Source organism: Kitasatospora sp. NPDC053057 (genome assembly GCF_044546945.1).
Classification (GTDB): Bacteria; Actinomycetota; Actinomycetes; order Streptomycetales; family Streptomycetaceae; genus Kitasatospora.
This window is the reverse complement of the sequence record NZ_JBITZP010000065.1, coordinates 1-24128: the sequence shown is the minus strand read 5'-3', so window position 1 is coordinate 24128 and position 24128 is coordinate 1. Positions and strand designations below refer to the sequence as shown.

Below are 24128 nucleotides of genomic sequence, written 5' to 3'. Positions count from 1 at the left end.
CCATCGATCCCACGCGTCACACAACCGCTGGACCAGGCACGACGTGCGGCTGATCTGCGGAATTAATCATTCCGATCCTAAATTTCGCACCATCTCGGGCTGGCCCGTGCCTGCCGTCTGATAGCTTCCGGTTCGCGACGCCTCCGAACGACAAACGAGGCGGAATCCGGGGGGATCTCATGTACGGAAAACCCGCTCTGGGGATAGTCCTGCCCTTGGCCGGGCTGACGGCCGCCCCAGAAGTTCTGCCGGGACTGCCCTTTGCCAAAGGCCTGCAGGAAGCGGCCGGTGCCGGATTCCTGCTCTACTGTTCTCTAGCTGTCACCCTCATCGGGGTAAAATTCTGGTTCGCTTTCCGGAATCCCGGTGAGAACCGATGATCACGGACGTTCTTCTCTGGTCGAGCATCGCCATCATCGTGATGGCGGGCTGCTACAACTCCGCCCTCTTCCTCCTCTCCAGACGCCGGGTCCGCAACGACCGGGCCCCGCACGCCGAGCGGCTCTACGTCTTCCTCCTCGCCTGCCTGAACGAGGAGAAGGTCCTCTCCGAAAGCCTGGCCCGGATCACCTCACTGCCGGTCGGCAGCTTCATTGCCCTGGTCATCGACGACGCGTCCGAGGACCGCACCGCCGACATCGCCCGCGCCGCCCACCCCGACCGGGTCAAACTGCTCCAGCGGCACCTGCCCGACGCCCGCAAGGGCAAGGGCGCCGCCCTCAACGCCGGCATCCGCCACCTGCGGGAATCCGGCATCCTCGACGGCCGCGACCCGAGCGACGTCATCGTCTGCGTGGTGGACGCCGACGGTCGCCTCGACCCGCACATCGTCCAGGCCGTCGACCCCTTCTTCGACGACCCGCGCACCGGCGCCACCCAGGTCGGCGTGCGCATGTACAACCGTCACCAGGGCCTGCTCGCCCGGCTCCAGGACATGGAATTCGTCATCTACGGGGACATCTTCCAGTCCGCCCGCCGCTACTTCGGCAGCGTCGGCATGGGCGGCAACGGCCAGTTCATGCGGCTCTCCGCGCTGGACACCCTCAGCGACGAGCACGGGAAGGGGCCGTGGAGCGACTCCCTGACCGAGGACCTCGACCTCGGGGTGCGCCTGATCGCCCGCGGCTGGACCAACCACCACTGCACCACCGCCGCCGTCTCCCAGCAGGCCGTGCTCGACGTGCGCCGGCTGGTGCGCCAGCGGTCCCGCTGGTTCCAGGGCCACCTCCAGTCGGCCCGGCTGGTCCCGCTGATCCTGCGCGAAGTGCCCACCAAGGCCGCGATCGACCTGCTGTACCACCTCTCCAGCCCCGTACTGATCCTGCTCACCTCGCTGCTGCCGCTCTCCTTCGCCGTGGCCGCGGGCGGCGTCGTGGTCGGCTCCGTCGAGGCCGGCCGCCCGCTGATGTCACCGATGTGGTTCATCGGCCCGTACGTCCTGTCCTTCACCGCGGCGTACGCCTACGGCTGGGTCTACTCCCGGCGCGAGCGCGGACTCGGTCTGGTCCGCGCGGTGCTGCTCTCCCACGTCTTCGTCGTCTACGGCTACATCTGGTTCGCCGCCGGCTGGTGGGGCCTGTGGCGGATGCTCACCGGCAAGCAGACCTGGCTGAAGACCGCACGCACCTGACGCGCGCCCGCTCTCCCCGCCGTCTCCCTTCCTCCCTGTGCCTCAAGCACCCTCCTTGGAGACCCCATGTCCCCGGAAGTCTCGACGTCCCCGCACGCCTCGATGTCCCCGGAAGTCTCGACGTCCCCGAACGCCGGCACCGCACCCGTCCGCGCGATGCTCGTCCTGGGCACCCGCCCGGAAGCGATCAAGCTCGCGCCCGTGGCCCGCGCCATGGCCGCCTCCCCGCACTTCGAACCCCTCGTCGTCACCACCGGCCAGCACCGCGAGATGCTCCAGCAGATGCTCGAACTCCTGCAGGTCGAGGCCAAGTTCGAGCTCGACGTGATGAGGGACCGGCAGGAGCTGTCCAAGCTGACGGCCAGACTGGTCGACGGGCTGGGCGAGGTCGTCCGTGCCGAGCGCCCCGACCTCGTCATCGTCCAGGGCGACACCACCTCCGCGCTGACCGGCGCCCTCGCCGCCTTCTACGAGCACGTCCCCGTCGCGCACGTCGAGGCCGGACTGCGTACCGGAGTGCCGGACAACCCCTTCCCCGAGGAGCTCAACCGCCGGCTCATCGGCCGCATCGCCCGCCGGCACTTCGCGCCCACGCCCCGCGCCGCCGGGCACCTCATCGCCGAGGGCGTCCCGGCGGCCGACGTGTTCGTCACCGGCAACACCGTCATCGACAACCTGCTGTGGGTGCTCGAACAGGACGCCGGCCGCGACCGGTTCGAGAGCAGCGGCCCGCGGCGCGTCCTGGTCACCCTGCACCGCCGCGAGAACCAGGGCGACACGATGCGCGCCATGGGCAAGTCCCTGCGCCGGCTGGCCGACCGCGGCGACGTGGAGATCGTGCTGCCGCTCCACAAGAGCCCGGCCGTCCGCGAGGTCCTGCTGCCCGAACTGTCCGACCACCCGGGCATCCGGATCGTCGAACCGCTGGGCTACGCGGACTTCTCCGCCACCCTGGCCGGCTGCGACCTCGTCCTGACCGACTCCGGCGGCGTCCAGGAGGAGGCGCCCACCCTCGGCAAACCCGCCCTGGTACTGCGCACCACCACCGAGCGGCCCGAGGCCGTGGAGGCCGGCGCGGCCCGACTGGTGGGCACCGACCCGGAGGTCATCCTGGACGCCGCCGTGCGGCTGCTGGACGACGAGGAGGCGTACCGGCGGATGGCGAAGGCCGGCAACCCCTTCGGTGACGGGCACGCCACCGCGCGGATCGTGGCGCAGCTGGCCGAGGACTTCGGCGTGGACGCGGCTGCGGCGTCCACGGCGGACCCGCTGGTCATCCCTCGGCCCGGCGGTCCGGGGTCATACTCGACGGCATGACGAGAGTTCGCCGGCTCCTCGCCCTCGCACTGCTCGCCGCCACCGCGGCGGCGGGGCTCGCCTTCGCGGTGAGCGCCGACTGGGGAGGCGGCGGCGGAGAGCCGGCGCGGCCGTGGACCGACGGTTCGGTCCACGGCCCGTGGCGGTCGGTCTTCGACGGCCACGGCGAGAACACCGGCCTCGACGACGGCCTGTCACTCTCCCCCATGTCCGCGCGGACCGCGTCGGAGACCCACGCCGGGCTGATCGTCTCCACCCGGCAGTACCGGGACATGGACCTCCAGGCCCGGATGCGCACGGTCGCCCAGCTGCGCACGCCCACGCCCAACCCCTGGGAGGTGCCGTGGCTGGTGTGGGCGTACTCCGACCCGGAGCACTTCTACTACCTCATCCTCAAGCCCAACGGCTGGGAGCTGGGCAAGCGCGATCCCGTCTACCCCGGCGGCCAGCGCTTCCTGGCGACGGGCCCCGAGCAGTACCCCGTCGGCCGGTGGTCCGCGGTGACGGTGGCCCAGCGCGCCGCGCGCATGGAGGTGAGCGTCGACGGCAGGGCCCTGGTGTCCTACCAGGACGAGGAACGCCCGTACCTTGGCGGCAGCATCGGGGCGTACACGGAGGACGCCCGGGTGGAGTTCACTGACATCGCGGTGGAACCGTCGGAATAGCCCCGCGTGCCCGCACGCCCTGGCGGGCCGACGATCCGGATCTCCGGGGAGATGGGGGCTGGGACGGCTGAGGATCCGCCACGTGCGCTGGTGAAGCTCCTCATCGAGCGGTCGTCCGCACCGCCTCGATGAAGCCGCTGGTCCGGCCGACGCCGTCCGGCAGCGGACGGCCGAGGGTGTCAGCGGCCTCCGCGAGCGAGGTCGTCCGGGTCTGCCAGCCGTGGGCGTCCAGCCACTTGTCGGTGTCGGGCCCGAGCCCGCCCTGCCAGAGCGCGATGACATGGGCCAGGGCCGGGTCCTGCGGCGTCAGGGAGACGTCCCGGCCCCGCTCCATCAGCAGGCGGCTGCCCGGGGCGGACAGCGAGCCGACGGCCGTGAGCAGCCCGGCCGCCTGCTCGGCACTGAGGTACACCACCAGGCCCTCGGCCAGCCAGACGGTGGGCCGCTGCGGGTCGAAGCCCGCGGCGACCAGGCGGCGCGGCCAGCCGGGGTCCAGCAGGTCGCCCGCCAGCACGTCGCGCTCGCACCTGGGCATCGCGCCGGCGGAGTCGAGCACCTGCTCCTTGAAGGCCAGCACCGGCGGCAGGTCCAGTTCCCACAGCCGCGTCCCGGCGGGCCAGTCCAGCCGGTAGGCCCGGGTGTCCAGCCCGGCCGCCAGCAGGACGACCTGCTCCGCCCCGGCGGCCGTCAGCCGGTCGTCGTAGAAGCGGGTGCGCAGCCTGATGTGGAGGACCAGTCCCGCGGCGAGTCCGCTGAGGCGCGTGTTCTCGGGAACTTCCGTGGGCATCCCGGCCGCCACGGCGAACTCGGCCGCGTACGGGTCGACGAACAGCGGGTCGGGCCGGCCGCTCTCGTAGGCCCGGACCCGAGCAACGGACAGGGCGGTGCGCGAGACCGGGCTCATCGCGTCAGGCGTCGGCGTCATGCCGGACAATCTACCGCCGCTCACAAGTCCGGCCCGGGTGGGGGGAATTCCTCGCGCTCGCCGCCCTTCCCTGGCATGATCCGGTCTGCGCCCGGCTTCGCACCGGGTGCGAACGGGGCTGTCGGGAGGGGACGACCGGTGGGGGTGCCGATGGACGCGCGAACGGTACGGACGCTGGGCGGTGAGGATGCCTGAGGACTGGGCCCCCCGGGACACGACCCCACCGCCGAAGAAGTCGGCACCGCCGCCGAGCCTGCGCGAGAGGCTCTGGGCCGTGGCCCACATCACGATCCTGCTCGCCGGTCTCGCCGTCACCGTGTTCGGCTTCGTCCGGTTCGTCGACGTCTTCGAGGAGATCCACACCTACCGGGCCGTGCCGACCTGCGCCACCCCGGCGGCGAAGCCCGGCGCGCTCTGCGCGGCCCGGGAGAGCGGCCGGGTGACGAAGCGGTGGACGGAGGCGGACGACGGCTCGACGACCTACAAGCTGGCCGTCGCCCGCGAGACCGCACCCACCGACGACTACAGCGTCGGCGAGGCGTTCTATGACGACGTCGGGCCCGGCACCATCGTGGACCTGAAGGTCCTGCGGGGCAAGGTGCTCGAGGTCAGCTACCACGGGCACCGCGCGAAGCCCATGAATCTGCCGTGGCTGAAGTGGATCGAGTTCAGCGCGCTGATCGGCGCCGGAGTGGCCCTGGTGCTCACGGCCATGTACCTGGACGAGGTCGACGTCATGGCAAGCATGCTGCTGGCCTCGGGCGTGGTCGCCGCGGTCGCGACCGCCATCGGCTCGGCCGTCCTGATCACCATCCAGTGGCCGCTGATCGTCACCCTGGTCATCGGCATCGCCCTCTGGCTGCTCGCGGCCTACGCCGGCCTACGCACCCTTGAGGAGTTCTGACTCCCGCTCGGCCGCCGCCCTGTTCGGCCCCCGCACTACGCTCCCCCCATGACTGTCGCACCGCACATTCCCGGGTTCGAGGACGAAGAGCTGCTCCTGGGCGAGGACCTCACGGACGAGCCCGCCTTCTGGCTCGCCCACCTGCTCCTGGTTCCGGGGCACGACGTGGAGGAGCCGGAGGCGTACGGCGTCGCCCGCGAGGCCTACGACGCCATGGTGGAGCGGCTGTTCGACGCCGAGGCGCCGACGCTGCTGCTGCGGGTGCCGTTCCGGCAGGGCCACACGGCCTGCGTCGTCTACCAGAACTTCGAGGACGAGAGCGACACCGACTTCCTCGTCCACCACCCCGACTGGGGCCGGCTCGGCTTCCTCGGGCAGTTCGGTCCGCACGGCTCCGGCCCCGGGCTGTCCTGGCCGGAGCTGGTCAACCTGGCGCGCTCCGAGGGCGATCCGGGCGCCGATGGACTCCGGGACCAGGCGCAGCGCTTCCTGCTCCTGCTTCCGGCGCTCGGCGACGCGGACACGCCCCTGGAGGAGGCACGGCGCACGGTGGCCGAGGCACTGGCGGCGGTCGGGTTCCGGCCGGACGTCGTCGTCGAGTTCGCCGCACAGCTGCTGGGCGAGCCCGAGCGGAAGCCGCGCTGGTTCCTGACCCCCGACAGCCCGATCCCGGTCTGCTCCTCGCACTACAGCCCCCGGCAGATCCCGCTGGCGCTCGGCATCACCGAGGAGCAAGCCCGCACCCTGGCGGAGGCGCTCAGCGGGCACTGAGGGCCGTCGAGCAGGGTTCTGCGGACCGTCGAGCGGGGCGCTGAGCGGCCGTCGGGTGAACCACTGAGAGATTGTCAGGTCCCCAACAAGGGAAGGAGCCTCCCCACACCCGCCGTCCACCGGGAGGACCCTCGTGCACACCAGGACCACCAGCACGGCCAGGGCCGCGTCAGCCCTGCTGACCGCCGCCCTCGCCGCGACGCTGCTCGGCGCCGCCCCCGCCTGGAGCGCACCGGCGCCGGACGGACCAGGCGCACCGGCGGCGGACGGGCCCCGGCGCCAGGTGGAGGTCTTCGCCGAGGACGGCGGCATCTCCCGCGCCACGGCCCCCGCCGCCTCCCCCTACCTCGCCACCCCGACCGCCGGCCTCGCCGCGCCGAGCGGCGACGGCGACGGCGAGGTCACCGCCCTGGTCCGCAACGGCGACCCGGCCACCAAGCTGGACGTGGTGGTGATCGGCGACGGCTACTCCGCCCAGGAGCAGCAGAAGTTCCGCACCGACGCCGCCGAGAAGTGGCGCGAGATCACCGCCGTCGAGCCGTACGCCACCTACCAGCGCCTGTTCAACGTCTGGGCGGTGTCCGCCGTCTCACCCGAGTCCGGCGTCACCGGCGATCCGGACCAGGCGACCGTACGGCACACCGCGCTCGGCTCCTACTTCTGGTGCGACGGTGTGGAGCGGCTGCTCTGCGTGGACGAGAAGGCGGTCGAGCGCTACGCCGCCAAGGCCCCGCAGGCGGACCTGGTGATCGTGGTGGCCAACAGCGCCAAGTACGGCGGCGCGGGCTACAACGACGTCAAGTCCCCGATCGGTTACGAGGGCATCGCCACCGTGGCGGGCGGAAACGCGAAGTCCGGGCAGATCGCCGTGCACGAGACCGGGCACTCACTGGGCAAGCTGGCCGACGAGTACGCCTACGACGGCCAGGGCAGCTACCAGGGCGACGAGCCGCCCGAGGCCAACCTCAGCACGCTGACCGCCGACCCGATGCGCGACCAGGGCACCAAGTGGGCCCGCTGGCTCGGTCAGCCCTCGCCCGACGGCGGGACGGTCGGCAGCTACCAGGGCGGCGGCTACTACCCCACGGGGCTCTACCGGCCGACCGAGAACTCGATCATGCGCTCGCTCGGACGGGAGTTCAACCTGCCCGGACGGGAGGCGATGATCGCCGGCTTCTACCGCCACGCCACCCCGCTCACCAGCCCCACCCCCACCGGCTCCTGGCTCACCGCCGCCGACCGGCTGACCGTCGACCTGCCGGTGCCCGGCACCGTACTGCGCTGGTACCTGGACGGACGCGAGCATCCCCGGCTGCGCGGGCGCACCGCGCTCGACCTCGACGCCCTGCACCTGACCGGCCCCCGCTCCCGGCCGCACCTGCTCACCGCCGTCGCCACCGACCCGACCCCGGCGGTGGCGGACCCGGCCCTGCGGGCGGAACTGACCGGCAGCCTGTCCTGGCTGGTGACGCGCTAATCGGGCGCTGTGAGGCCGCCGAGGAGGTTCAAACGCCTCCTCGGCGGGGCTTCCGGGCGGGGCCGTGTAGACCCCAGGAGGTGGTGAGCGGCGCCGGGGACGTGGAAGGTCTCGTAGTCGAGCGCGACGTCGCCGACCGCGGGGTGCCGGAAGCGCTTGGGGCCGTGGGCGGGCCAGGAAAGCCGTCAGATCACAGGCCAGCGGCGCTCCGTGCCCTCCGGCGGGCGGCGCCGCAGTGGCGCCAGTTCGCGCTCCAGCGTCCGGACGTCCCGGGCGATGCTCGCCGCGAGTTCCCTCGGCGCGGTGTCGCTCGGCAGCCTGCGCGTCCAGGAACGGGCCTTGGCCGGGCCGTCCTGGACCATGTGGAACGTGAGGCCCACCACCCCGCCGACGTCGGCCAGGCTCACCAGGATCCGGGTGTCGGAGAGGTCGATGGTGACCTCGTTGCCGATACACGAGCATGCCACCAGGCCCTCGATGCCCTCCTCCGCCAGGTACCTGGCCAGCGGAACCGCCCTCCCCCGGACCAGAAACGGACGTGCCACCGAACCCACGGGACCCGCCTCCTCTCGCCGTACGCGTACCGCCTCGGCCGGGCGCAAGCGCGCCGCAACAGACCGGACTCCGCCCATGCTCCACCACGTCATCGAAAAGCGCCAACTTCGCGTCTCACCAAGTGAATTGAGCGCATGCACCCGACCGGCGCACCGGCGCACACCCAGGCGCACCGGGCGGCTCACGGCACTGGGCGGCTCACGGCACCGGCGGCGGGCGGTTCGGCGACGGGCGGATCGCCGGCGGACAGGTCGTTCGCCGACGGGCGGATCCGAGTACCTGCGCGAGGCCGGCGCCCCTCGACCGGCCTTCCGTCGCCGGGGGAATCGGCTTCACGACGCTCTGGCCGCCCGACTGACCCCGCCCGGGCGCGCGCTCGGGCCGCCACCGGGGCATCATGACGAGGAAGTCGCGACCGTTCACCGAACGTGACAGAGCGGCACGGTCTCCGACACCACGCTGGCCTTCTGCATCGGCGCGGCGCTGATGACGGCCGCCGGCCTGGTCGAGGCGGCGACCGGTGTGCAGGCGGAGCGGCGCAGCCTGGAGTCGCTGGCTACGCCGCTGAGTGCCGTCACGTCGCCTGAAACGTCCTAGCTAGCGCAGCACCCCGCGCACGGCCTCCGGGTCCGTGGGCGGGAGCGGAGCGGCCGGGGCGGCCGTCAGCGCCTTGGCGGTGGCGGGCGGCGGGGTCAGGTACACCGGGGCCGGGTCGGCCTCGGGGGCGCAGGTCTTGGCGATCCGTCCCTTGCCCTGGGGCAGGCTGCCGTCGCGCAGGTAGGCGGTGAAGGTGTCGTCCAGGCAGGCGTTGCCGTGGAAGAGGATCTCGTGGAAGCTGCCGCCGTTCTGGACGACCAGCTTGGATCCGGGGAGCGCGTCGTGCATGGCGAGGCCGCCCTGGTACGGCGTGGCGGCGTCCTCGGTGGCCTGGAAGAGCAGGACCGGGGGCAGGTTCTTGCCGGTGATCTTCAGCCGGCCCGCCTGGTTGCCCTGGTAGGGCCAGAACATGCAGGCGGCGTTGTACCACATGTTGTTGTAGGTGTAGAAGGGCGCGGTGGCGTTGACCTTGGCCTGGTCCTTCTTCCAGAACTCCCAGTCGCGCGGCCAGGCGTTCTCGGTGCACTGGGCGGCGTTGTAGGCCGGGAAGGCGCCGTCGTCGGTGCCGGGCGCGGCGTACTTGTTGTAGGCGATGGTCAGCGGCCGGGTGTCGTGCTGGGTCAGGTAGGCGGAGAGCACGGTGGCCATCCGGGGCCAGCGCAGGAAGTTGTAGCCGCCGCTGTAGAAGGTGTCCTCGAACTCGGCGGGGCCGATCCTGCCGGGGGCCGGGGCGGCGTCCGCCGGTTCCTTGCGCAGGGCGTCCTCGACCTGGTGGTAGGCCTGTTCCACGGCCTTGGCGTCGGTGCCGAGGTGGTAGACGGAGTCGGCCTTGGCGGTCCAGTCGGCGAAGGCGTCGAAGCGGCGCTGGTGTTCCTGGTCCTGCAGGACGTTGTGGTCGTACCAGCTGATGGTCGGGCCGACGATGCTGTCCAGCACCATCCGGCGCACGTGTGAGGGGAAGAGCTGGCCGTAGGTGGAGCCGAGCGAGGTGCCCCAGGAGCCGCCGTAGAAGTTGATCTTCGGTGCGCCGAGCGCCCGGCGGATGCTGTCCAGGTCGCGGGCGTTGTCGACGGTGGTCATGTGCGGCAGCAGCCAGGACCAGTCGGCCGCGCAGTCGGCGGCGTAGCCGGCCGCCTTCTTCAGCCAGGCCTTCGAAGTCCCTTGGTCCGGCTGGTAGTCGGGGCGCTCGGCGTCGAAGTAGTGGGCGTCGCAGACCACATGGGGGTCGCTGCCGTTGGTGCCGCGCGGGTCGAAGCCGATCCAGTCGTAGGTCGAGGCGACGTCCGCCGGGATCTGGCCGGAGATGTAGGCGGGCATCCAGAGCCCGGAGTCGCCGGGGCCGCCGGGGTTGAGCAGGATCGGGCCCTGCTGCTTGTCCTTGGGGGCGGTGGCGGGCAGCCGGTTGAGCTTGATCCTGATCTTGCGGCCGCGCGGGTCGGCGTAGTCCACGGGCACGTCGAGCATCGCGCACTGGAGCGCCGGGGTCGCGGTGTCGTTGCAGGAGTTCCAGACGAGCTTCCCCTGGCCGGTGTCGACCAGGTCGGGGCCGTCGGGCTCGACGGCGGAGGCGGCAGGACCGACGATCCCGCCGAGGGTGGCCACGGCCGCGGCGGCCGAGAGCAGGGCGATGGCTTTTCTCATGGGGAGCATGATGTGACATGTGCAATGGCACATCCAGGGGGTGAACCGGACTTTGCCAAGCTTTGACCAACCCGACGGGCTCGACCAGGGCTCGCCGTCTCCCGGTTAGGCTGCGGCATGGCCCGTTTCGTGCTGACCCGCCGCTCCACGCTGCCACCCGCCGACTGCTGGGCGCGGCTCACCGCCTGGCCCCGGCACGGCGACCGGGTGCCGTTCACCCGGGTGAGCGTGGCGCGCGGCACCGGGCACCGGCCGGGGGACGTGATCCTGGCGCGGACGGCCCTCGGGCCGCTGCGCTTCGACGACCCGATGGAGCTGGTCGAGCTGGCGGAGCCCGCGCACTGCCGATTGGCGAAGCGGGGGCGGGTGGTGCGCGGCGACGCCGAGCTGCGGGTCCGCGCGGTGGGCGCGGGCAGCGAGGTGGTCTGGGCCGAGGAGCTGCGGATCACCGGCCTGCCCCGGCTGTTCGACCCGGCGGTGGCGCTCGCCGGACGGCTCGTCTTCGGCCGGGTGCTGGACCACCTGCTGGCCTCGGCCCCCACTACGGGTTGAGGGTGCGTCGGCCCAGGTAGCTCAGGTACTGCTCGCGCACGTAGTGGCGCTGGTCGCCCTCGACCCTGATCCCGTCGTGCTCCGCCAACCGCTCGGCCTCCCCCAGCGCGATCGCCAGCGCCAGGCCGTCCCCGTCGCGCAGGAACACCCGGTCGGCCAGCGCCGCGCGGCGCAGCAGGTACTCCCGGCTGAGCCGGACCCGCCGCTTGACGGCCTTCCCCAGTGCTACGAGGTCACCCCTCTCGTCCTCGATGCCCGGCGCGTCCGCGTAGGCCTGCTCCGGAGTGGGCGCCCCTTCCTCGGGCGGGGCCCACAGCGGCAGCGGCGGCAGCTGCGGCAGTCCGCGCACCCTGAGCACCTCGTTGGCGAACTCCGGGAGGTCGACGGGCAGTTCGCGCTCCACGAACACGGCGAACAGCTCGGCCAGCGCCCGGCGCGGGACGCCCTCCGGGGTGTCCTCCTCGGTGACGTCGATCCGGCCAAGCCGCGGGCCCCAGAACCGGCCGGGCGGGTCGGCGAGGCGAAGCCGCAGGGTGAGGTGGTGGCCGTCGTTCTCCGCGTCCCGGCCGAGCTCCATCGCCAGCCCCCGGATGTCCGCCCAGGCGTAGCGGCGCGGTACGAGCGACCGCACCAGGGTGAGCCCGTCCTCGTCCGCGCGCAGCCAGTACGCGTGGGGCAGCGCGAAGGCCGCGACCGCGACGATCGCCGCCAGAGCGAGGAAGGCCGCTCCCCCATCGGTCGTCCCCGTCTCGACGAGGAGGATGGCCACGGCCAGCCCCACCATGGAGCCGACGCCGACGAACTCCCCCCGCTGCTGCATGAACCACAGCCGCACCACGTTCCGCCCCCCTTCGCCCCCCCCACGCTCCCGACCGGCACCCGCCCCGGGCAACCGCCACCGCGAAGCTGTGACACCGCCGTGACGAACCCGACCCGCGCTGTCGCCGCACTACCGTCCGCGCCGCCGCCGCGCTACCGTCCGCGCAGCCGCCGGACCAGGTTGCGGGCGGCCTGCGGCCAGTCCGGGTACGCGAAGGCGAAGCCCGCCTCCAGCAGCCGGGTGGGCACGACGCGGCGGCTCTTCAGCAGCAGTTCGCTCTCCGAGCGCAGCGCGAACGCGCCGAGTTCCGCCATCCAGCGCGCGGCGGGCAGCGCCAGCGGCATGCCCCAGACCGCGCGCAGCTCGCGCATGAACTCGCGCTGGGGCAGCGGGTTCGGGGCGGCGAGGTTGACCGGACCGCTGAGCTCCTCGTGCTCGATCAGGAACTCGACGGCGCGGGCGAAGTCCCGGTCGTGGATCCAGGACACGTACTGCGCGCCGCCCGCGATCGGTCCGCCGACGCCGAGCCGTGCCAGCCAGGACAGCGAGTCGAGGGCGCCCCCGCGCTCGGGGCCGAGGACGACGGCGGTGCGCAGCGCGAGGCGGCGGGTGTGCGGGGTGTCCGCCTGCGACTGGGCGTCCTCCCAGGCCCGGGCGATGTCGATGCTGTACCGCCAGGAGGCCGGGGCGTCGGGTTCGCCGCCGCCGATCCGGCCGGTCAGCTCGTCGTTGGGCGCGTCGTGCCGGTGGGCGTAGACGGTGGCGGTGCTCATCTGCAGCCAGACGGCGGGCGGCCTGCGGGCGGTGGCGATGGCCTGACCGACGGCCCGGGTGGAGTGCACCCGGGAGTCCATCATGGCCCGCTGGTTCTCCTGGGTGTAGCGGCAGTTGACGCTGCGCCCGGCCAGGTTGACGACGGCGTCACTGCCGTCGATCTCCGCCGTCCAGGCGCCCATGGTGCGGCCGTCCCAGCCGACCTGCCGGGGCCCGGAGGGTCGTCGGCTCAGCACCACGACCTGGTGACCGGCGGCCGTCAGACTGCGGTCGAGCAGGTTCCCGAGCGCGCCGGTGCCGCCGGGGATGACGATCTTCATGAGTTCCCCCTCATCTCCGGCAGCGAGCCTAGCGCGATAATTGAACGCGTTCAATTCAATCTCCACCCCTGCTTGACGAGGTGTGCGCAACGCAGCGGATCGGCGAGGGGTTCACTCCGGATATTTTTGACCCAAACATGACACTCACCGTTGTTCGGCCCGCCCCCGCGATGCCAGGATCACCGTACTGTCCGTACGAACCAGTGGGAGAACCCATGAGGATGCGTACCGCCCTGCCCCTCGCCCTGCTCACCGCGGCCGGCCTGCTCGCCGGCGCGAACACCGCTTCGGCGGCGGGCTACCCCGGCTACCAGTGCTTCAAGACCGCCGACCGCGCCGTGTACTGCAGCGACGCCAAGGTCAAGAACCACGCCACGGGCGCCGCCTGGATCGCTTCCTGCCCGGCCGACGTCGTCGCGCAGATCTCCGGCAAGCCGTACGTCGCGGCCTCGCGCCCCTCCTCCGCGCACAGCTGCTGACACGCGCTACTGACAGGCGCTACTGACAGGCGCTACTGACAGGCCCGCCCGGCGGACACCCGCCGGGCGGGCCCGGTCGTTCACGGCGCCGCCCGTTACGCCCGGCGCGCCGGGCCCGTCACTCCGAAGGGGCGGCTGCCCAGGCGGTGTAGCCGCCGATGAGGTCGTAGACCTCCTCGCGGCCATCGCGGCGCAGGAGGCCGGCGGCGATGGAGGAGCGGCCGCCGTCGGCGCAGTGGAGGGCGAGGCGGGTGATGAGTCCGGGCCCTGACATACGATCACGTCTCGGATCATCGTGGGCCGGGACAATGGGGTGTGGATGTTCAATCTGCTGGTGTCGCAGACGGAGCCGAGGGCGTACCGGACGCTGAGCGATGCGCTGCAGGCGGCTCCGGCCGGGGCGGTCAACATCGCGATCACGCCCGGTCACTACCGGACCGAGGCGTACCGGTTCTGGGGGACGGCGACGATCACCGCGCTCGGCCCGCGCGGGTCCGTCGTGATCGACTGCTCCGACGAGCACAACCTCCAGATCGAGGGCCGAACGACGCTCCAGCGCCTGGTCCTGCGCAACTGGCACGCGGACGGGCTGGCGCTGAGCGTCGTCGGCGGCACCACGGTGGTGGAGGACTGCGAGTTCATGAGCCGGTCGGCCACCAGCGTGTCGGCCCGCGGCGGCGCGGAGCTGTTCCTGCGCGGGAGCACCGTCCGCGACGCCGGTATCGCCTATCTGGACGCCGCCGGCGTGATCGAGGGCACCGAGGTGATCGGCGCTGGGGCGTGCGGGATCGCGCTGCGTGACGGCGCCCGGGTGAGCGTGCGCAACTGCCGGGTCAACGGGGCCCGGGAGCACGGGATCTGGATCACCACGCGGGCCAACCCGCTGATCGAGCAGTGCGAGATCGACGGGCCCGACCAGGCCGGGATCATGGTCGACGCCCACGCCAGGGCCGCGATCCGCGGCGGCTCCGTCTCCGGCTCCAAGCTGTGCGGGCTCGTGGTCCGGGACGACGCCCACGCCACCGTGGAGGGACTGCAGATCACCGCGGCGGCGATGGACGGCGTCTGGTGCACCACCCGCGGTGTCCTGACCGCCGACGGGGTCACCGTGCGGGACGCCCGCCGCAACGGGGCCGTCGTGGACGACGGCGCCGCGGCCACGCTCACCAACTGCGTCATCGAGGGGTCGACGGAGCTCGGGCTCGCGGCCGGCGGCGGGGGCGGCAGCCGGACCGAGGTAGCCGGCGGCCGGATCGAGCGGAACAAGGTCGGCGTCGGCTTCGGCGACGACGGCGCGCTCACCATGACCGGGGTCGAGCTGACCCGCAACGCCGACGCCGGCCTGGTGCTCATGCCCGGCGGGCCCGCCCGGTTGCGCCACGTCACCGTCACCAGGACCGAGGGCCCCGGGCTCATCGTGTTCCGGGGCGCCGACGCCGACATCGAGGCACTGGTCTCGACGGGCAATCAGAAGGGCGACCTGCGGGACTTCCAGCCGGCGCCGGACTCCGCACCGGACTCCATCACAGCTCCTGCCACTACCCCCGCCCCGCCGTCGGCACCGCCCCGCCCGTCCGTCCCGTCCGCCGAGCGGCCGGCCGGCAGTACGGCGCCGACCGCCGCCCCGAACGCGTCCCTGGACGCGCTGCTCGCCGAGCTGGACGCCATGATCGGCCTGCGCGAGGTCAAGGAGGAGATCGGCAAGCTGGTCAAGTTCCTGCGGGTGGCCGAGCAGCGCCGCCGCGCGGGGGTGGCCCAAGGGCCGTCGATCGGGCGGCACATGGTGTTCTCCGGCTCCGCGGGCACCGGCAAGACCACCGTCGCCCGGGTGTACGGGCGGCTGCTGGCCGCCCTGGGCGTGGTCGCCGACGGCCACGTCACCGAGGTCTCCCGCGCCGACCTGGTCGGGAAGGTGCTCGGCGAGACGGCCCAGAAGACCACCGCCGTCTTCCACAACGCCCGCGGGGGCGTGCTGTTCATCGACGAGGCCTACGCCCTCTCCCGCCGCTTCGGCGTGGGCACGGACTTCGGCCAGGAGGCGATCGACACCCTGGTGAAGCTGCTGGAGGACCACCGGGACGAGGTCGTCGTCGTGTTCGCCGGCTACTCGGCCGAGATGCGCGAGTTCCTCTCCGCCAACCCCGGCCTCCAGTCCCGGGTCTCCCGCACCATCGAGTTCGAGGACTACACCCCGGACGAGCTCGTCGCCATCGTCGAGGGGCTGACCGCGCAGTTCGACTTCGTCCTCGCCGACGGCACCCGCGACGCGCTGAAGGCCCACTTCCAGCAGGCCCGGCGCACCGCGACGTTCGGCAACGGGCGCGAGGCCCGGCGCATCTTCGAGGCCGCCATCCAGCAGCAGGCGCTGCGGCTGGCCGACCACGACGACCCCTCGCCCGAGCAACTGGTGCAGCTCCTGCCCGAGGACCTGAACGGCGTGGTCGACCGCGGCCTGGGCGCACGTTTCGGCGAGGCCAGGGACACCGACCAGCTGGACACCATACTGGGCGAACTCTCCGCCATGGTGGGCCTGGAGAGCATCAAGCAGCAGATCCGGGACCTGATGGACCTGATCGTGATGGCCCGGCGCCGCCGCGCGGCCGGCCTGCCCGCCGACCCGCTGCCCAGCCACCTGGTCTTCTCCGGCCCACCCGGGACGGGCAAGACCACCGTCGCCCGGCTGTACGGCTCGCTGCTCGCGGCCTTGGGCGTCCTCGCCCGCGGGCAGGTCGTCGAGGTCTCCCGCGCGGGCCTGGTCGGCGCGTTCACCGGGCAGACCGCGGCCCTGACCGCCGAGGCCTTCGAACGGGCCCGCGGCGGCGTGCTGTTCATCGACGAGGCGTACGCCCTGGTCCGCCCGGCCGGCTCGGGGCCCGACTACGGGCAGGAGGCGATCGACACCCTGGTGAAGCTGATGGAGGACCACCGCGACGAGGTCGTCGTCATCGTGGCCGGCTACACCGACGAGATGCAGTCCTTCCTCGCCGCCAACCCCGGCCTCGCCTCCCGCTTCTCCGCCACCGTCGAGTTCCCCGCCTATGGCCTCGACGAACTCGTCGAGATCCTGGTCCGGATGGCCGAACCCGCCGGCTACACCCTCCCCGCCGACACCCTGGCCGCCGTGCGCTCCCACCTCACCACCCACGCCACCGACTACGCCCTCGGCAACGCCCGCGAGGTCCGCAAACTCCTCGCCGCCGTCCAGACCGCCCAGGCCCGCCGCCTCCGCGACCGCGAACGCACGGGCCTGGAGACCACCGTCGACGACCTCCGCCTGTTCCACCCGGAGGACATCGGCGCCTAGGCCCGGCTACGCCACCCCCAGGGGCGACGAGGTCTTTCATTGCGTCCCCGAGGTTCTCCCACTGCGGGTTACGGGTCTTCTCCGCCTCCATGAGGAGACGCTCGATTCGGTTCGGGAGCCCGGTGGCGGCCTCATCGCGGTCCGTTGCCGGTGGCGGATGGAACCATCACCTGGATCGACCCGGTTCACCGAGCTGCCCGAGCACCCCTGACCGGCGCGCGGCGGCTGGTGCGCGCCGCCTTGAGCTGCGGGTCGGACCGGTTGTCGCGAAGACTTGACAGTGCGTCACGGGCTGAGAACCCTGGTGCTGTACTCCAGGGACGCGAGGAACACGGCATGCCATGGGTTGACGAGAGCGGGCGCCACCAGGGTTTCCCGGCGGCGGTGTTGGCGAACGGCAGCGAGCCGGCGCCGTTGCCGGACGGGCGCACCACCTGGTGGCTCTACAACGGTGCGGATGGTCCCCGGGCCGCTGCGGTGCGCGGTGGTTGCAGCTGCGGCTGGCGGGGTGAGCGGGTGCACCTGTTGGACTTCGGCGACGACGAGGCGACCGAGGCGGTGGGCGAGGCCACCGGGCCCTTCGCGGACTGGGAGTGGCACGTTGACCTGGCCGAGGGTGTGGTGCCGCGCGAGGTCGAGGAACTGGTCGCGGCGCTGGTGGACCGGATCTGCGACCTGACGGAGAGCAAGCCGTACGCCGCCGCCCGTGCGGCCGCCCGGTTCGAGCGCGCCGCCGGTTCGACCGCACTGCTGGCCGGCCGCAAGGCCCGCAGCAACCTGATGACCTGGGAGTACATCGGCCGCGCCTTCGGCTGCGGGCCGGAGGAGGCGCTGGAGCGGTTCGGCGAGACGCTGCACGACGTCGACCGGGGTGATGAGGACGAGTTCTGAGGTGTCAGTACGACCCGCGGCAGGTCGTGGTGCTCCTCATGAGGTGCGGCGCCGGCCCGGAACGGGCCGTCAGGCGTCAGGAACGCGCGCCGCGTGACTTGTCCATCTTCTCGAGCTCCTCCTTGAGGACCTGGTAGGCCTCCCGTTCGTCGCTCGTGCGGGGCCGTCCCGCCTCGAACGAGGCGAGTTCCTGTTCCAGAAGCTTGTAGGAGCCGTACTGGGAGTACTCGTCGAACAGCTCCCGCCGGAACGCTTCCGCGAGCGGGGTGTTGTCCCCGACGTTCCTGGAGGCGAACCGCTCTCCCCAGGTCGCGCGTTCGTCGGCGAGGTCTTCGATGACGTCGAGATCGGTGGGGCTGTACGGCATCGGCACCTCCTCGTCGACGGTGACGGCCTCGTACACGGCCCGTACCTGCGCCTCGTGCCGGTCCTCGTGCAGGGCGAGGCCGTACACCGGTGTCTTCTTGCCGAGGTAGCGCTGCAGATAGTGCTGGGCTGAGACCAGTGACTGCGCCGACTGCGTGTAGTCGATGAGGAGGACCTTGCCCGGCAGGTCCTTCGGCAGGAACTCGGCGAAGTGGGCGTCGAGCATGGCCTGCTGCTGTTCGGACGGCGGGGCGCTCGGCCGCTTCACCGCGGACTCACGGCCGAACCAGTTCTTCTCCCGCGACTCGGTGGTGAGCACCTTCCCGAGGATCGAACCCGGGTCCTCCGGCCCGGGGCGGAAGCTTGACAGCGGAATCGAGTAGGTGATGCGGGGGTTCCTGCTCTGGAGGTGCGCCATGACGGCGGCCGGGCTGCGCCCCAGCCCAACGTAGACGAACTTGCCGGGTGGGTAAGTCTTCTCGATCCAGTCGCCCAACTCCACCACTGACGTGAGGAGTTCGTCCTGCTTCTCGGCGTCCTTGCCCGTGCTGAAGGCGGCCAGTTCCTTCATGAACCGCTCCTGGTCCTTCGGCCCGTACGCGCGTACCGGACCTGACTTCAGGAAGGCGTCGAGAGAGCGATACGCGGTGCTCTTGTAGTACGCCGACTGTTTGTCGTTCTCGCCCAAGCGCGCCGCCTCAAGCCACTTCTTGGCGAGCTCCGGCCTCAGTTTCTTCGTGTCTCCCGTCGCCTCGCGCAGCGAAGCCTGGAACACGGAGTCGTCGTCCTCGACGAACTGGTACTCGCCGTCCCGCATCTCCCAGGCGCCCTGAACGGTCGTCGCGGAGGACAGCTGCGCTTCCTTTCGCACCGCATGACCGGGCCGCGCCGTGTCCGTCGTGTCCGCCGCGAGCCGCGCACCCCTGGACATCAGGCGGGTCGCGTTCGCCTCGGCCTCCCGCTCGAAGCGGTCCGACGGATCGGAGACCCGCAGGCCCGTGCCGTTGTCCGTTCCCGCCACCGGGCCCTGTCGCTGCTGGATGACATGGGTCAATTCGTGCGCGAGGGTGTGGCGATCGCCCCCGCCTTCACCGATCACCACATGACTTCCCGAGGTGTACGCGCGGGCGCCGACCTCGGCGGCGGAGATCCTGGCGTTGTGGTCGTCGTGGATGCGGACGTCGGAGAAGTCGGCGCCGAACCGGGACTCCATGTCGTCACGGGTCGCCGTGTCCAGCGGGCGGCCGGGAGAGCGCAGGACGTCGTGCACGGTGGAGCGCTGCACCTGCGGCTGCTCGTCCTGACGACCGTCGTCGACGAGGAGCTGGAGCCGGCTTCCCGCCGCCGGGAGGTGCCCGGCCCGCTGGAGCATCTGCACCACCGCGGCGTTCCCGACAGTGGCTTGCAGGAGCTGCAGGGGCTGCGGCGCCGGCCCGGTGCCGCGCGGCCGACTCGGTGCGCTCGCCTTGTCGTTGACGACGTCCGTCTGCTTGCCGCTCTGGAACACGCCCGCTCCCGGATTCGCCCTCAACCCACCGATCTCCACCCACCAGGGTCCCGTCGTGCACGGTGCACCGGCCAGAGCCGCGCATGCAGCCCGAGGGCAGAGTCCGGTGCCCTTCCGAACAGAACGGGCGCTCGAAGGGGCCGAGCGGATCACCTCTTCCGGCGCGGCTGACCCCCACAGGAAACGGGGAGTGGCCGCAGTACGGGGGTCGGTGACCGCGGCGACGGTAGTGGCTGCCCCGGGACGGTTGGGTTCAGCCTCGGGCGGGGTGGGTGAGGGTGTGCCATGCGGTGTAGCCGCCGAGGAGGTCGGAGACGTCGGTGTGACCGTGGTGGCGCAGGAGGCTGGCGGCGATGGAGGAGCGGTGGCCGCCGGCGCAGTGGACGACCAGGGGGCGGTCGGCGGGGATCTCGTTCAGGCGGCGGGGGAGGTCGGCCAGGGCGATGTGCAGGGAGCCGTCGATGAAGCCCGCTTCGCGTTCGCCGCAGGTGCGCACGTCCAGGACGGTGGGGGGCTGCTCACCGGCGAGGGCGGTCCGGAGCTGGTCGACGGTGAGGCGGCTGGCGGGGGTGACCTCGCCGGCCAGGGCGGGCAGGGCGTTGCCGGGGTCGCGCAGGTAGCCGGCGACGCGGTCGAAGCCGATGCGGGCCAGGCGGGTGATGACCTCGTCCTCGCGGTCCTGCGGCGCGATGATCACGATGGTGCTCTCAGGGCTGAGGACGGTGCCGGCCTGTTCGGCGAAGCGGCCGTCGACGGGGACGTTGACGGCGCCGCGGATGTGTCCCGCGCCGAACTCCTCGGGGCCGCGGGCGTCGAGGACGACGGCGCCCGCGGTGCGGGCCTCCTCGAAGCCTTCGGGGCACAGCGGACGGGCGGCGTTCGTGCGGTCGAGCAGCGGGTGGTCCTGCCGGTTGAGGGCGGCGTCGTGGCCGAAGTAGGCGGGGGCAGTGGGCTGGCCGGCGGTGACGATGCGGACGAAGGTGTCCTGGTCCATGGGCTGGCAGGCGTAGTTGGTCAGGCGCTGCCTGCCGATCGTGGACCGCTTCTCGGTTGAGAGGTTCTTGCCGCAGGCCGAGCCGGCGCCGTGGGCCGGGAAGACCAGGGTCTCGTCGGGCAGGGCCATCAGCTTGCGGTGCACGCTGTCGTAGAGCATGGCGCCGAGTTCGGCGGCGGTGACGCCGGTGGAGGCGAGCAGGTCAGGGCGGCCGACGTCGCCGATGAACAGCGCGTCGCCGGTGAGCACGCCGTACGGGACGGTGTCGTCGGGCTGCTCGAAGACCAGGATGCTGATCGACTCGGGCGTGTGGCCGGGGGTCTCCATGATCTGCAGGGTGACGTCGCCGAGTTCGATCCGCTCGCCGTCGGTGAGCTCGCGGATCGGGTACTCGGTCTCCGCGCGCCGCCCGTACCCGATCCAGGCGCCGGTGCGGTCGGCCAGTTCGAGGTGGCCGGCCAGGAAGTCGGCGTGGAAGTGGGTGTTGATGACGCTGACGACGGTCAGGCCTCGCGCCGCGGCGTCGGCGAGGTACTCGTCGACGTCCCGGCGGGGGTCGACGATCACAGCCTGGCCGGTGGTTTCGTCGGCGATCAGGTAGGACGCCTGGGAGAGGCAGTCAAGGTAGTACTGGCTGAAGATCACGGAGTTTCTCCTCGTTGGGGGTCTGGATAGCTGGGCGGCGCCGGGCGCCGCAGCGCGGTCGCGATCACATCGATACCCCCCTCGGCGTATTTCCCGGCATGCAACCCTCAGGGCCGATACGGGCCGGGGTATCGACGAACGATTTCGATAATACCCCGGGGGGTACTATGGTGGGCATCGAAGGGGGAGCCGGCCGCCGCCGGACCCGGCACCGACCGGGCACGGGCGGGGCCGAGGAGAGACCCGCGCCACCGCCAACGCCCGTACGGGCACGGCACCGCCGATGCGCCACCCCCCGATGCGCCGGACCCCTGCGGTCCGGCCCGCACCACTGGAGAGAAACCCATGCCCCAGCCGCCGTCCGCCCCCGGACAGGCCTCCCCCGTCCAGGCCTCCCCCGCCCAGGCCCAGGAACTGGCCCGCGCCGGCACCGCCGTGCTGCTCGACGTCCGCGAGGCCGCCGAGTTCGCGGCCGGGCACGCCCCCGGCGCCCTGCACCTGCCGCTGATCGCCCTGGCCGCCGGGGTCGAGCTTCCGCCCGAGGCAGTCGGCCGCACGGTGCTCGCCATCTGCTTGTCCGGCCACCGCTCCCAGCGCGCGGCCGAACTGCTCGCCGCACGCGGAATCGAGGTGCTGAACGTCACCGGGGGCATGGGCGCCTGGGCGCAGGCCGGCCTGCCGGTCACCACGCCCGACAGCAGCACCGGACACGTCATATGACCACGCTGATCCTGGCGCTCGCCGCGGGAGCGGTGGTCGGGCTGGCACTCGGCGGACTCGGTGGCGGCGGCAGCATGCTCGCCGTGCCCGCCCTGGTCTACCTGCTCGACTTCTCCCCGGCGCTGGCCACCACGGCGAGCCTGGTGATCGTCGCCGCGACCTCGCTGACCGGCCTGCTCGCCCACTCCCGGGCCGGGCGGGTGCGCTGGCGCACCGGGGCGCTGTTCGCCGCCGCCGGACTACCCGCCGCCGCAGCCGCCGGGGCGCTCTCGACCCACCTCCCGGGCGCCCTGCTGACCGGCGCCTTCGCGGTGCTGGCGGCGCTGGCCGCCTGGCGGATGCTGGCGCCGCCCAAGGTGGAGCAGCAGGAACGTTCCGCCGCCGGACCGGGCCGTTCGACCGCGGCGGGCGCCGGACTCGGCGCCGTCACCGGACTGCTCGGGGTCGGCGGCGGCTTCCTCGCCGTACCGGCCCTGGTCTCGGTGCTCGCCTTCACCATGGCCGAGGCGGTCGGTACCAGTCTGCTGGTCATCACCGCCAACTCCCTCGCCGCCCTGCTGCCCCGCCTCGGCGCCACCGGCTCGATCGACTGGGCCGTGGCCGCGCCCTTCACCGGCGCCGCGATCCTCGGCGCCTGGGACGGCAAGCGGCTCGCCGACAAGCTCAGCGGCCGCACCCTGCAACGGGCCTTCGCCGTCGCCCTGCTCGGCGTCGCCGCCCTGATGCTGGTCACCACCCTGAGCTGACCGGCCTTCCCGCCCCGGCCGCCGACGTCGCGCCGGACCCCCTCCCGAAAGGACCGCAGTTCCCCATGACCGCACCGCTCACCGTCGAACAGCTCAAGCCGCGTCTCGGCCAGCTCACCCTGATCGACGTCCGCTCTCCCGGCGAGTACGCCGGCGGCCACATCCCGGGCGCCCTGAACATCCCGCTCGACCAGCTCGACCGCGCCCTGCCCGCCCTGCGCGCCGCCGCCGGGAGGAACGACCTCGCCGTCGTCTGCGCCGCCGGACAACGTGCCCAGAGCGCCTGCGAACAGCTCGCCGAGGCCGGGATCACCGCCCTCGTCGTCACCGGCGGCACCAACGCCTGGACGGGCGCGGGGCACGCCGTGGACCGGGTGGCCGGCGCGCGCCCGGTGTGGGCGATGGACCGTCAGGTCCGCCTCGCGGCCGGGTCGATCGTCCTGCTCGGCGTGCTCGCCGACCTGGCCCGGCCGGGCGCCCGCTGGGTGTCCGCCGCGGTCGGCGGTGGGCTGGTGTTCTCCGCGCTGACCAACAGCTGCGCGATGGGCGCACTGCTGGGGAGGCTCCCGTACAACCGACCCCGCCCGGGCGCACCGACGCTCGACGACACGCTCGCTCTCCTTACGACCGTATAGAAGACCAACTGCGGGCGGCGCTACGCCTGCGCGGTGACCGCCTCCGTCTCCCGCTCCGCCTCCGGCACCACGGGCTCCGGCAGGCTGCGGAACAGCGCCCAGCTGAGCAGCGGCATCGCCACCAGCGGCACCAGCGCCGTCCGCAGCGAGGTCGCGTCCGCGAGCCCGCCGATCAGCGGACTGGCCAGGCCGCCGACGCTCACCGTCAGCCCGAGGGTGATCCCGCTCGCCGTGCCGATCCGCGACGGCAGGTAGTCCTGCCCGAGCGTGACCTGCAGCGAGAACGGCACATACAGGCCCGCCGAGGTCAGCGCCACACACACGTACAGCGCCGGGCCCGGCACCACCAGCACGCCCGCCACCGCCACCGCCGCGACCAGGTACGACCAGCGCGCCACCGCGACCCGCCCCCACCGCTCCGCCAGCGCCCCACCCAACAGCGAGCCCACCGCGCCGCCCGCGTACAGCACCACCAGCGCCGCGGTGCCCGCCGCCGTCCCGCCGCCGAGGCGCTGGGCGGCGAACAGGGACAGGAAGGTGCTCAGGCCGGTGAAGACGATCGAGCGGCACACCACGGCCAGCGACAGCTTCACGAAGGACGCCTGGTCGTCCCGCCCGGCCCGGCTCTCCACGCCCGACCCGGCGGCCCGCCGACGGGCCAGCTCGCGCAGCACCGGCAGGCACGGCGCGGCGCCCGCGAGGGCCGGCAGCACCAGCAGCGGGGTCAGTCGCAGTCCGCCGAGGCCGACCACCACCGCCACCAGCAGCGGCGCCACCGCGAAGCCCAGATTGCCGCCCAGCGAGAACTGTGAGAATCGACGGGTGCTGTCCCGGGCCGTGGCCTGACCCGCGCGAGAACGGACCGTGGTGTCCTGGTTTGGATCTGTCGGCCG

The 24128-nt window shown here is 72.5% G+C and carries 22 protein-coding genes and 2 pseudogenes; 14 read left to right on the top strand and 10 right to left on the bottom strand.

Annotated features, from left to right (window positions below):
• Positions 1–376 precede the first annotated feature (376 nt).
• From ACIG5E_RS36925 to ACIG5E_RS36915, 3 genes are all read left to right on the top strand, one after another.
• The gene (locus ACIG5E_RS36925; protein WP_396541259.1) at positions 377–1630 is read left to right on the top strand and encodes a glycosyltransferase; all 1254 of its coding nucleotides are present in this window, start codon (positions 377–379) and stop codon (positions 1628–1630) included.
• Positions 1631–1696: 66 nt separating this feature from the next.
• Positions 1697–2947: a non-hydrolyzing UDP-N-acetylglucosamine 2-epimerase gene (gene wecB, locus ACIG5E_RS36920; protein ID WP_396541257.1), complete on the top strand. Its 1251-nt coding sequence runs from the start codon at positions 1697–1699 to the stop codon at positions 2945–2947.
• On the top strand, positions 2944–3612 hold the full coding sequence (locus ACIG5E_RS36915; RefSeq protein WP_396541255.1) for a calcium-binding protein: 669 nt from the start codon (positions 2944–2946) through the stop codon (positions 3610–3612). Before wecB ends, ACIG5E_RS36915 begins: the two co-directional genes overlap by 4 nt.
• Positions 3613–3712: 100 nt before the next feature.
• On the opposite strand, the gene ACIG5E_RS36910 is transcribed toward ACIG5E_RS36915, so the two are convergent.
• Positions 3713–4537: an SAM-dependent methyltransferase gene (locus ACIG5E_RS36910; RefSeq protein ID WP_396541253.1), complete on the bottom strand. Its 825-nt coding sequence runs from the start codon at positions 4535–4537 to the stop codon at positions 3713–3715.
• A 274-nt stretch (positions 4538–4811) separates the two neighbouring features.
• On the opposite strand from ACIG5E_RS36910, the gene ACIG5E_RS36905 reads away from it, so the two are divergent.
• The 3 genes from ACIG5E_RS36905 (at position 4812) to ACIG5E_RS36895 (ending at position 7689) form a co-directional block, all read left to right on the top strand.
• Positions 4812–5441 carry a hypothetical protein gene (locus ACIG5E_RS36905; protein ID WP_396541251.1) on the top strand — a complete coding sequence of 210 codons (630 nt, stop codon included), beginning with the start codon at positions 4812–4814 and terminating at the stop codon, positions 5439–5441.
• 48 nt (positions 5442–5489) lie between these two features.
• Complete coding sequence (locus tag ACIG5E_RS36900; protein ID WP_396541249.1) at positions 5490–6212, top strand: hypothetical protein; 723 nt, start codon at positions 5490–5492, stop codon at positions 6210–6212.
• 133 nt (positions 6213–6345) lie between these two features.
• A complete protein-coding gene (locus tag ACIG5E_RS36895) occupies positions 6346–7689 on the top strand; it encodes a M64 family metallopeptidase (protein ID WP_396541247.1) in 1344 nt (447 codons plus the stop codon).
• Here the strand turns inward: ACIG5E_RS36895 and ACIG5E_RS36890 are convergent.
• A pseudogene (locus tag ACIG5E_RS36890) lies at positions 7686–7802 on the bottom strand (XRE family transcriptional regulator); the annotation flags it as partial. The gene ACIG5E_RS36895 and the pseudogene ACIG5E_RS36890 overlap by 4 nt on opposite strands.
• Before the next feature lie 72 nt (positions 7803–7874).
• Positions 7875–8234 (bottom strand): hypothetical protein, encoded by a 360-nt coding sequence (locus ACIG5E_RS36885; protein ID WP_396541245.1) that lies wholly within the window; start codon positions 8232–8234, stop codon positions 7875–7877.
• 445 nt (positions 8235–8679) lie between these two features.
• On the opposite strand from ACIG5E_RS36885, the pseudogene ACIG5E_RS36880 reads away from it, so the two are divergent.
• Positions 8680–8841, top strand: a pseudogene (locus ACIG5E_RS36880) (MFS transporter); the annotation flags it as partial.
• On the opposite strand, the gene ACIG5E_RS36875 reads toward ACIG5E_RS36880, so the two are convergent.
• Positions 8842–10482 (bottom strand): alpha/beta hydrolase, encoded by a 1641-nt coding sequence (locus tag ACIG5E_RS36875; RefSeq protein WP_396541243.1) that lies wholly within the window; start codon positions 10480–10482, stop codon positions 8842–8844.
• 117 nt (positions 10483–10599) lie between these two features.
• Between ACIG5E_RS36875 and ACIG5E_RS36870 the strand changes: the two genes are divergently transcribed.
• Complete coding sequence (locus tag ACIG5E_RS36870; RefSeq protein ID WP_396541241.1) at positions 10600–11034, top strand: SRPBCC family protein; 435 nt, start codon at positions 10600–10602, stop codon at positions 11032–11034.
• On the opposite strand, the gene ACIG5E_RS36865 is transcribed toward ACIG5E_RS36870, so the two are convergent.
• A complete protein-coding gene (locus ACIG5E_RS36865) occupies positions 11024–11872 on the bottom strand; it encodes a PH domain-containing protein (protein WP_396541239.1) in 849 nt (282 codons plus the stop codon). The genes ACIG5E_RS36870 and ACIG5E_RS36865 overlap by 11 nt on opposite strands.
• Before the next feature lie 134 nt (positions 11873–12006).
• Positions 12007–12948 carry a TIGR01777 family oxidoreductase gene (locus ACIG5E_RS36860; RefSeq protein WP_396541237.1) on the bottom strand — a complete coding sequence of 314 codons (942 nt, stop codon included), beginning with the start codon at positions 12946–12948 and terminating at the stop codon, positions 12007–12009.
• A gap of 215 nt (positions 12949–13163) precedes the next feature.
• Here ACIG5E_RS36860 and ACIG5E_RS36855 point away from each other — a divergent pair, with 215 nt between their 5' ends.
• The gene (locus tag ACIG5E_RS36855) at positions 13164–13427 is read left to right on the top strand and encodes a hypothetical protein (RefSeq protein ID WP_396541235.1); all 264 of its coding nucleotides are present in this window, start codon (positions 13164–13166) and stop codon (positions 13425–13427) included.
• Positions 13428–13545: 118 nt separating this feature from the next.
• Here the strand turns inward: ACIG5E_RS36855 and ACIG5E_RS36850 are convergent, their stop codons facing one another.
• Positions 13546–13701: a rhodanese-like domain-containing protein gene (locus ACIG5E_RS36850; protein ID WP_396541233.1), complete on the bottom strand. Its 156-nt coding sequence runs from the start codon at positions 13699–13701 to the stop codon at positions 13546–13548.
• Positions 13702–13746: 45 nt separating this feature from the next.
• Here ACIG5E_RS36850 and ACIG5E_RS36845 point away from each other — a divergent pair, with 45 nt between their 5' ends.
• Positions 13747–16731 (top strand): AAA family ATPase, encoded by a 2985-nt coding sequence (locus ACIG5E_RS36845; protein ID WP_396541231.1) that lies wholly within the window; start codon positions 13747–13749, stop codon positions 16729–16731.
• A 336-nt stretch (positions 16732–17067) separates the two neighbouring features.
• The gene (locus ACIG5E_RS36840) at positions 17068–17622 is read left to right on the top strand and encodes a hypothetical protein (RefSeq protein WP_396541229.1); all 555 of its coding nucleotides are present in this window, start codon (positions 17068–17070) and stop codon (positions 17620–17622) included.
• Between the two features lie 76 nt (positions 17623–17698).
• Here the strand turns inward: ACIG5E_RS36840 and ACIG5E_RS36835 are convergent, their stop codons facing one another.
• Positions 17699–19648 (bottom strand): DUF4157 domain-containing protein, encoded by a 1950-nt coding sequence (locus ACIG5E_RS36835; protein WP_396541227.1) that lies wholly within the window; start codon positions 19646–19648, stop codon positions 17699–17701.
• Positions 19649–19748: 100 nt separating this feature from the next.
• Complete coding sequence (locus tag ACIG5E_RS36830) at positions 19749–21134, bottom strand: rhodanese-like domain-containing protein (RefSeq protein WP_396541225.1); 1386 nt, start codon at positions 21132–21134, stop codon at positions 19749–19751.
• Between the two features lie 345 nt (positions 21135–21479).
• On the opposite strand from ACIG5E_RS36830, the gene ACIG5E_RS36825 reads away from it, so the two are divergent.
• The 3 genes from ACIG5E_RS36825 to ACIG5E_RS36815 all read left to right on the top strand — a co-directional run bounded on the left by ACIG5E_RS36825 (position 21480) and on the right by ACIG5E_RS36815 (position 23235).
• A complete protein-coding gene (locus tag ACIG5E_RS36825; RefSeq protein WP_396541223.1) occupies positions 21480–21854 on the top strand; it encodes a rhodanese-like domain-containing protein in 375 nt (124 codons plus the stop codon).
• Positions 21851–22600 (top strand): sulfite exporter TauE/SafE family protein, encoded by a 750-nt coding sequence (locus tag ACIG5E_RS36820; protein WP_396541221.1) that lies wholly within the window; start codon positions 21851–21853, stop codon positions 22598–22600. The genes ACIG5E_RS36825 and ACIG5E_RS36820 overlap by 4 nt, the downstream gene beginning before the upstream one ends.
• A 65-nt stretch (positions 22601–22665) precedes the next feature.
• Positions 22666–23235 (top strand): rhodanese-like domain-containing protein, encoded by a 570-nt coding sequence (locus ACIG5E_RS36815; RefSeq protein ID WP_396541219.1) that lies wholly within the window; start codon positions 22666–22668, stop codon positions 23233–23235.
• A 20-nt stretch (positions 23236–23255) separates the two neighbouring features.
• Here ACIG5E_RS36815 and ACIG5E_RS36810 read toward each other — a convergent pair.
• On the bottom strand, positions 23256–24128 hold an 873-nt coding region (locus ACIG5E_RS36810; RefSeq protein ID WP_396541217.1), incomplete at its 5' end, for an MFS transporter.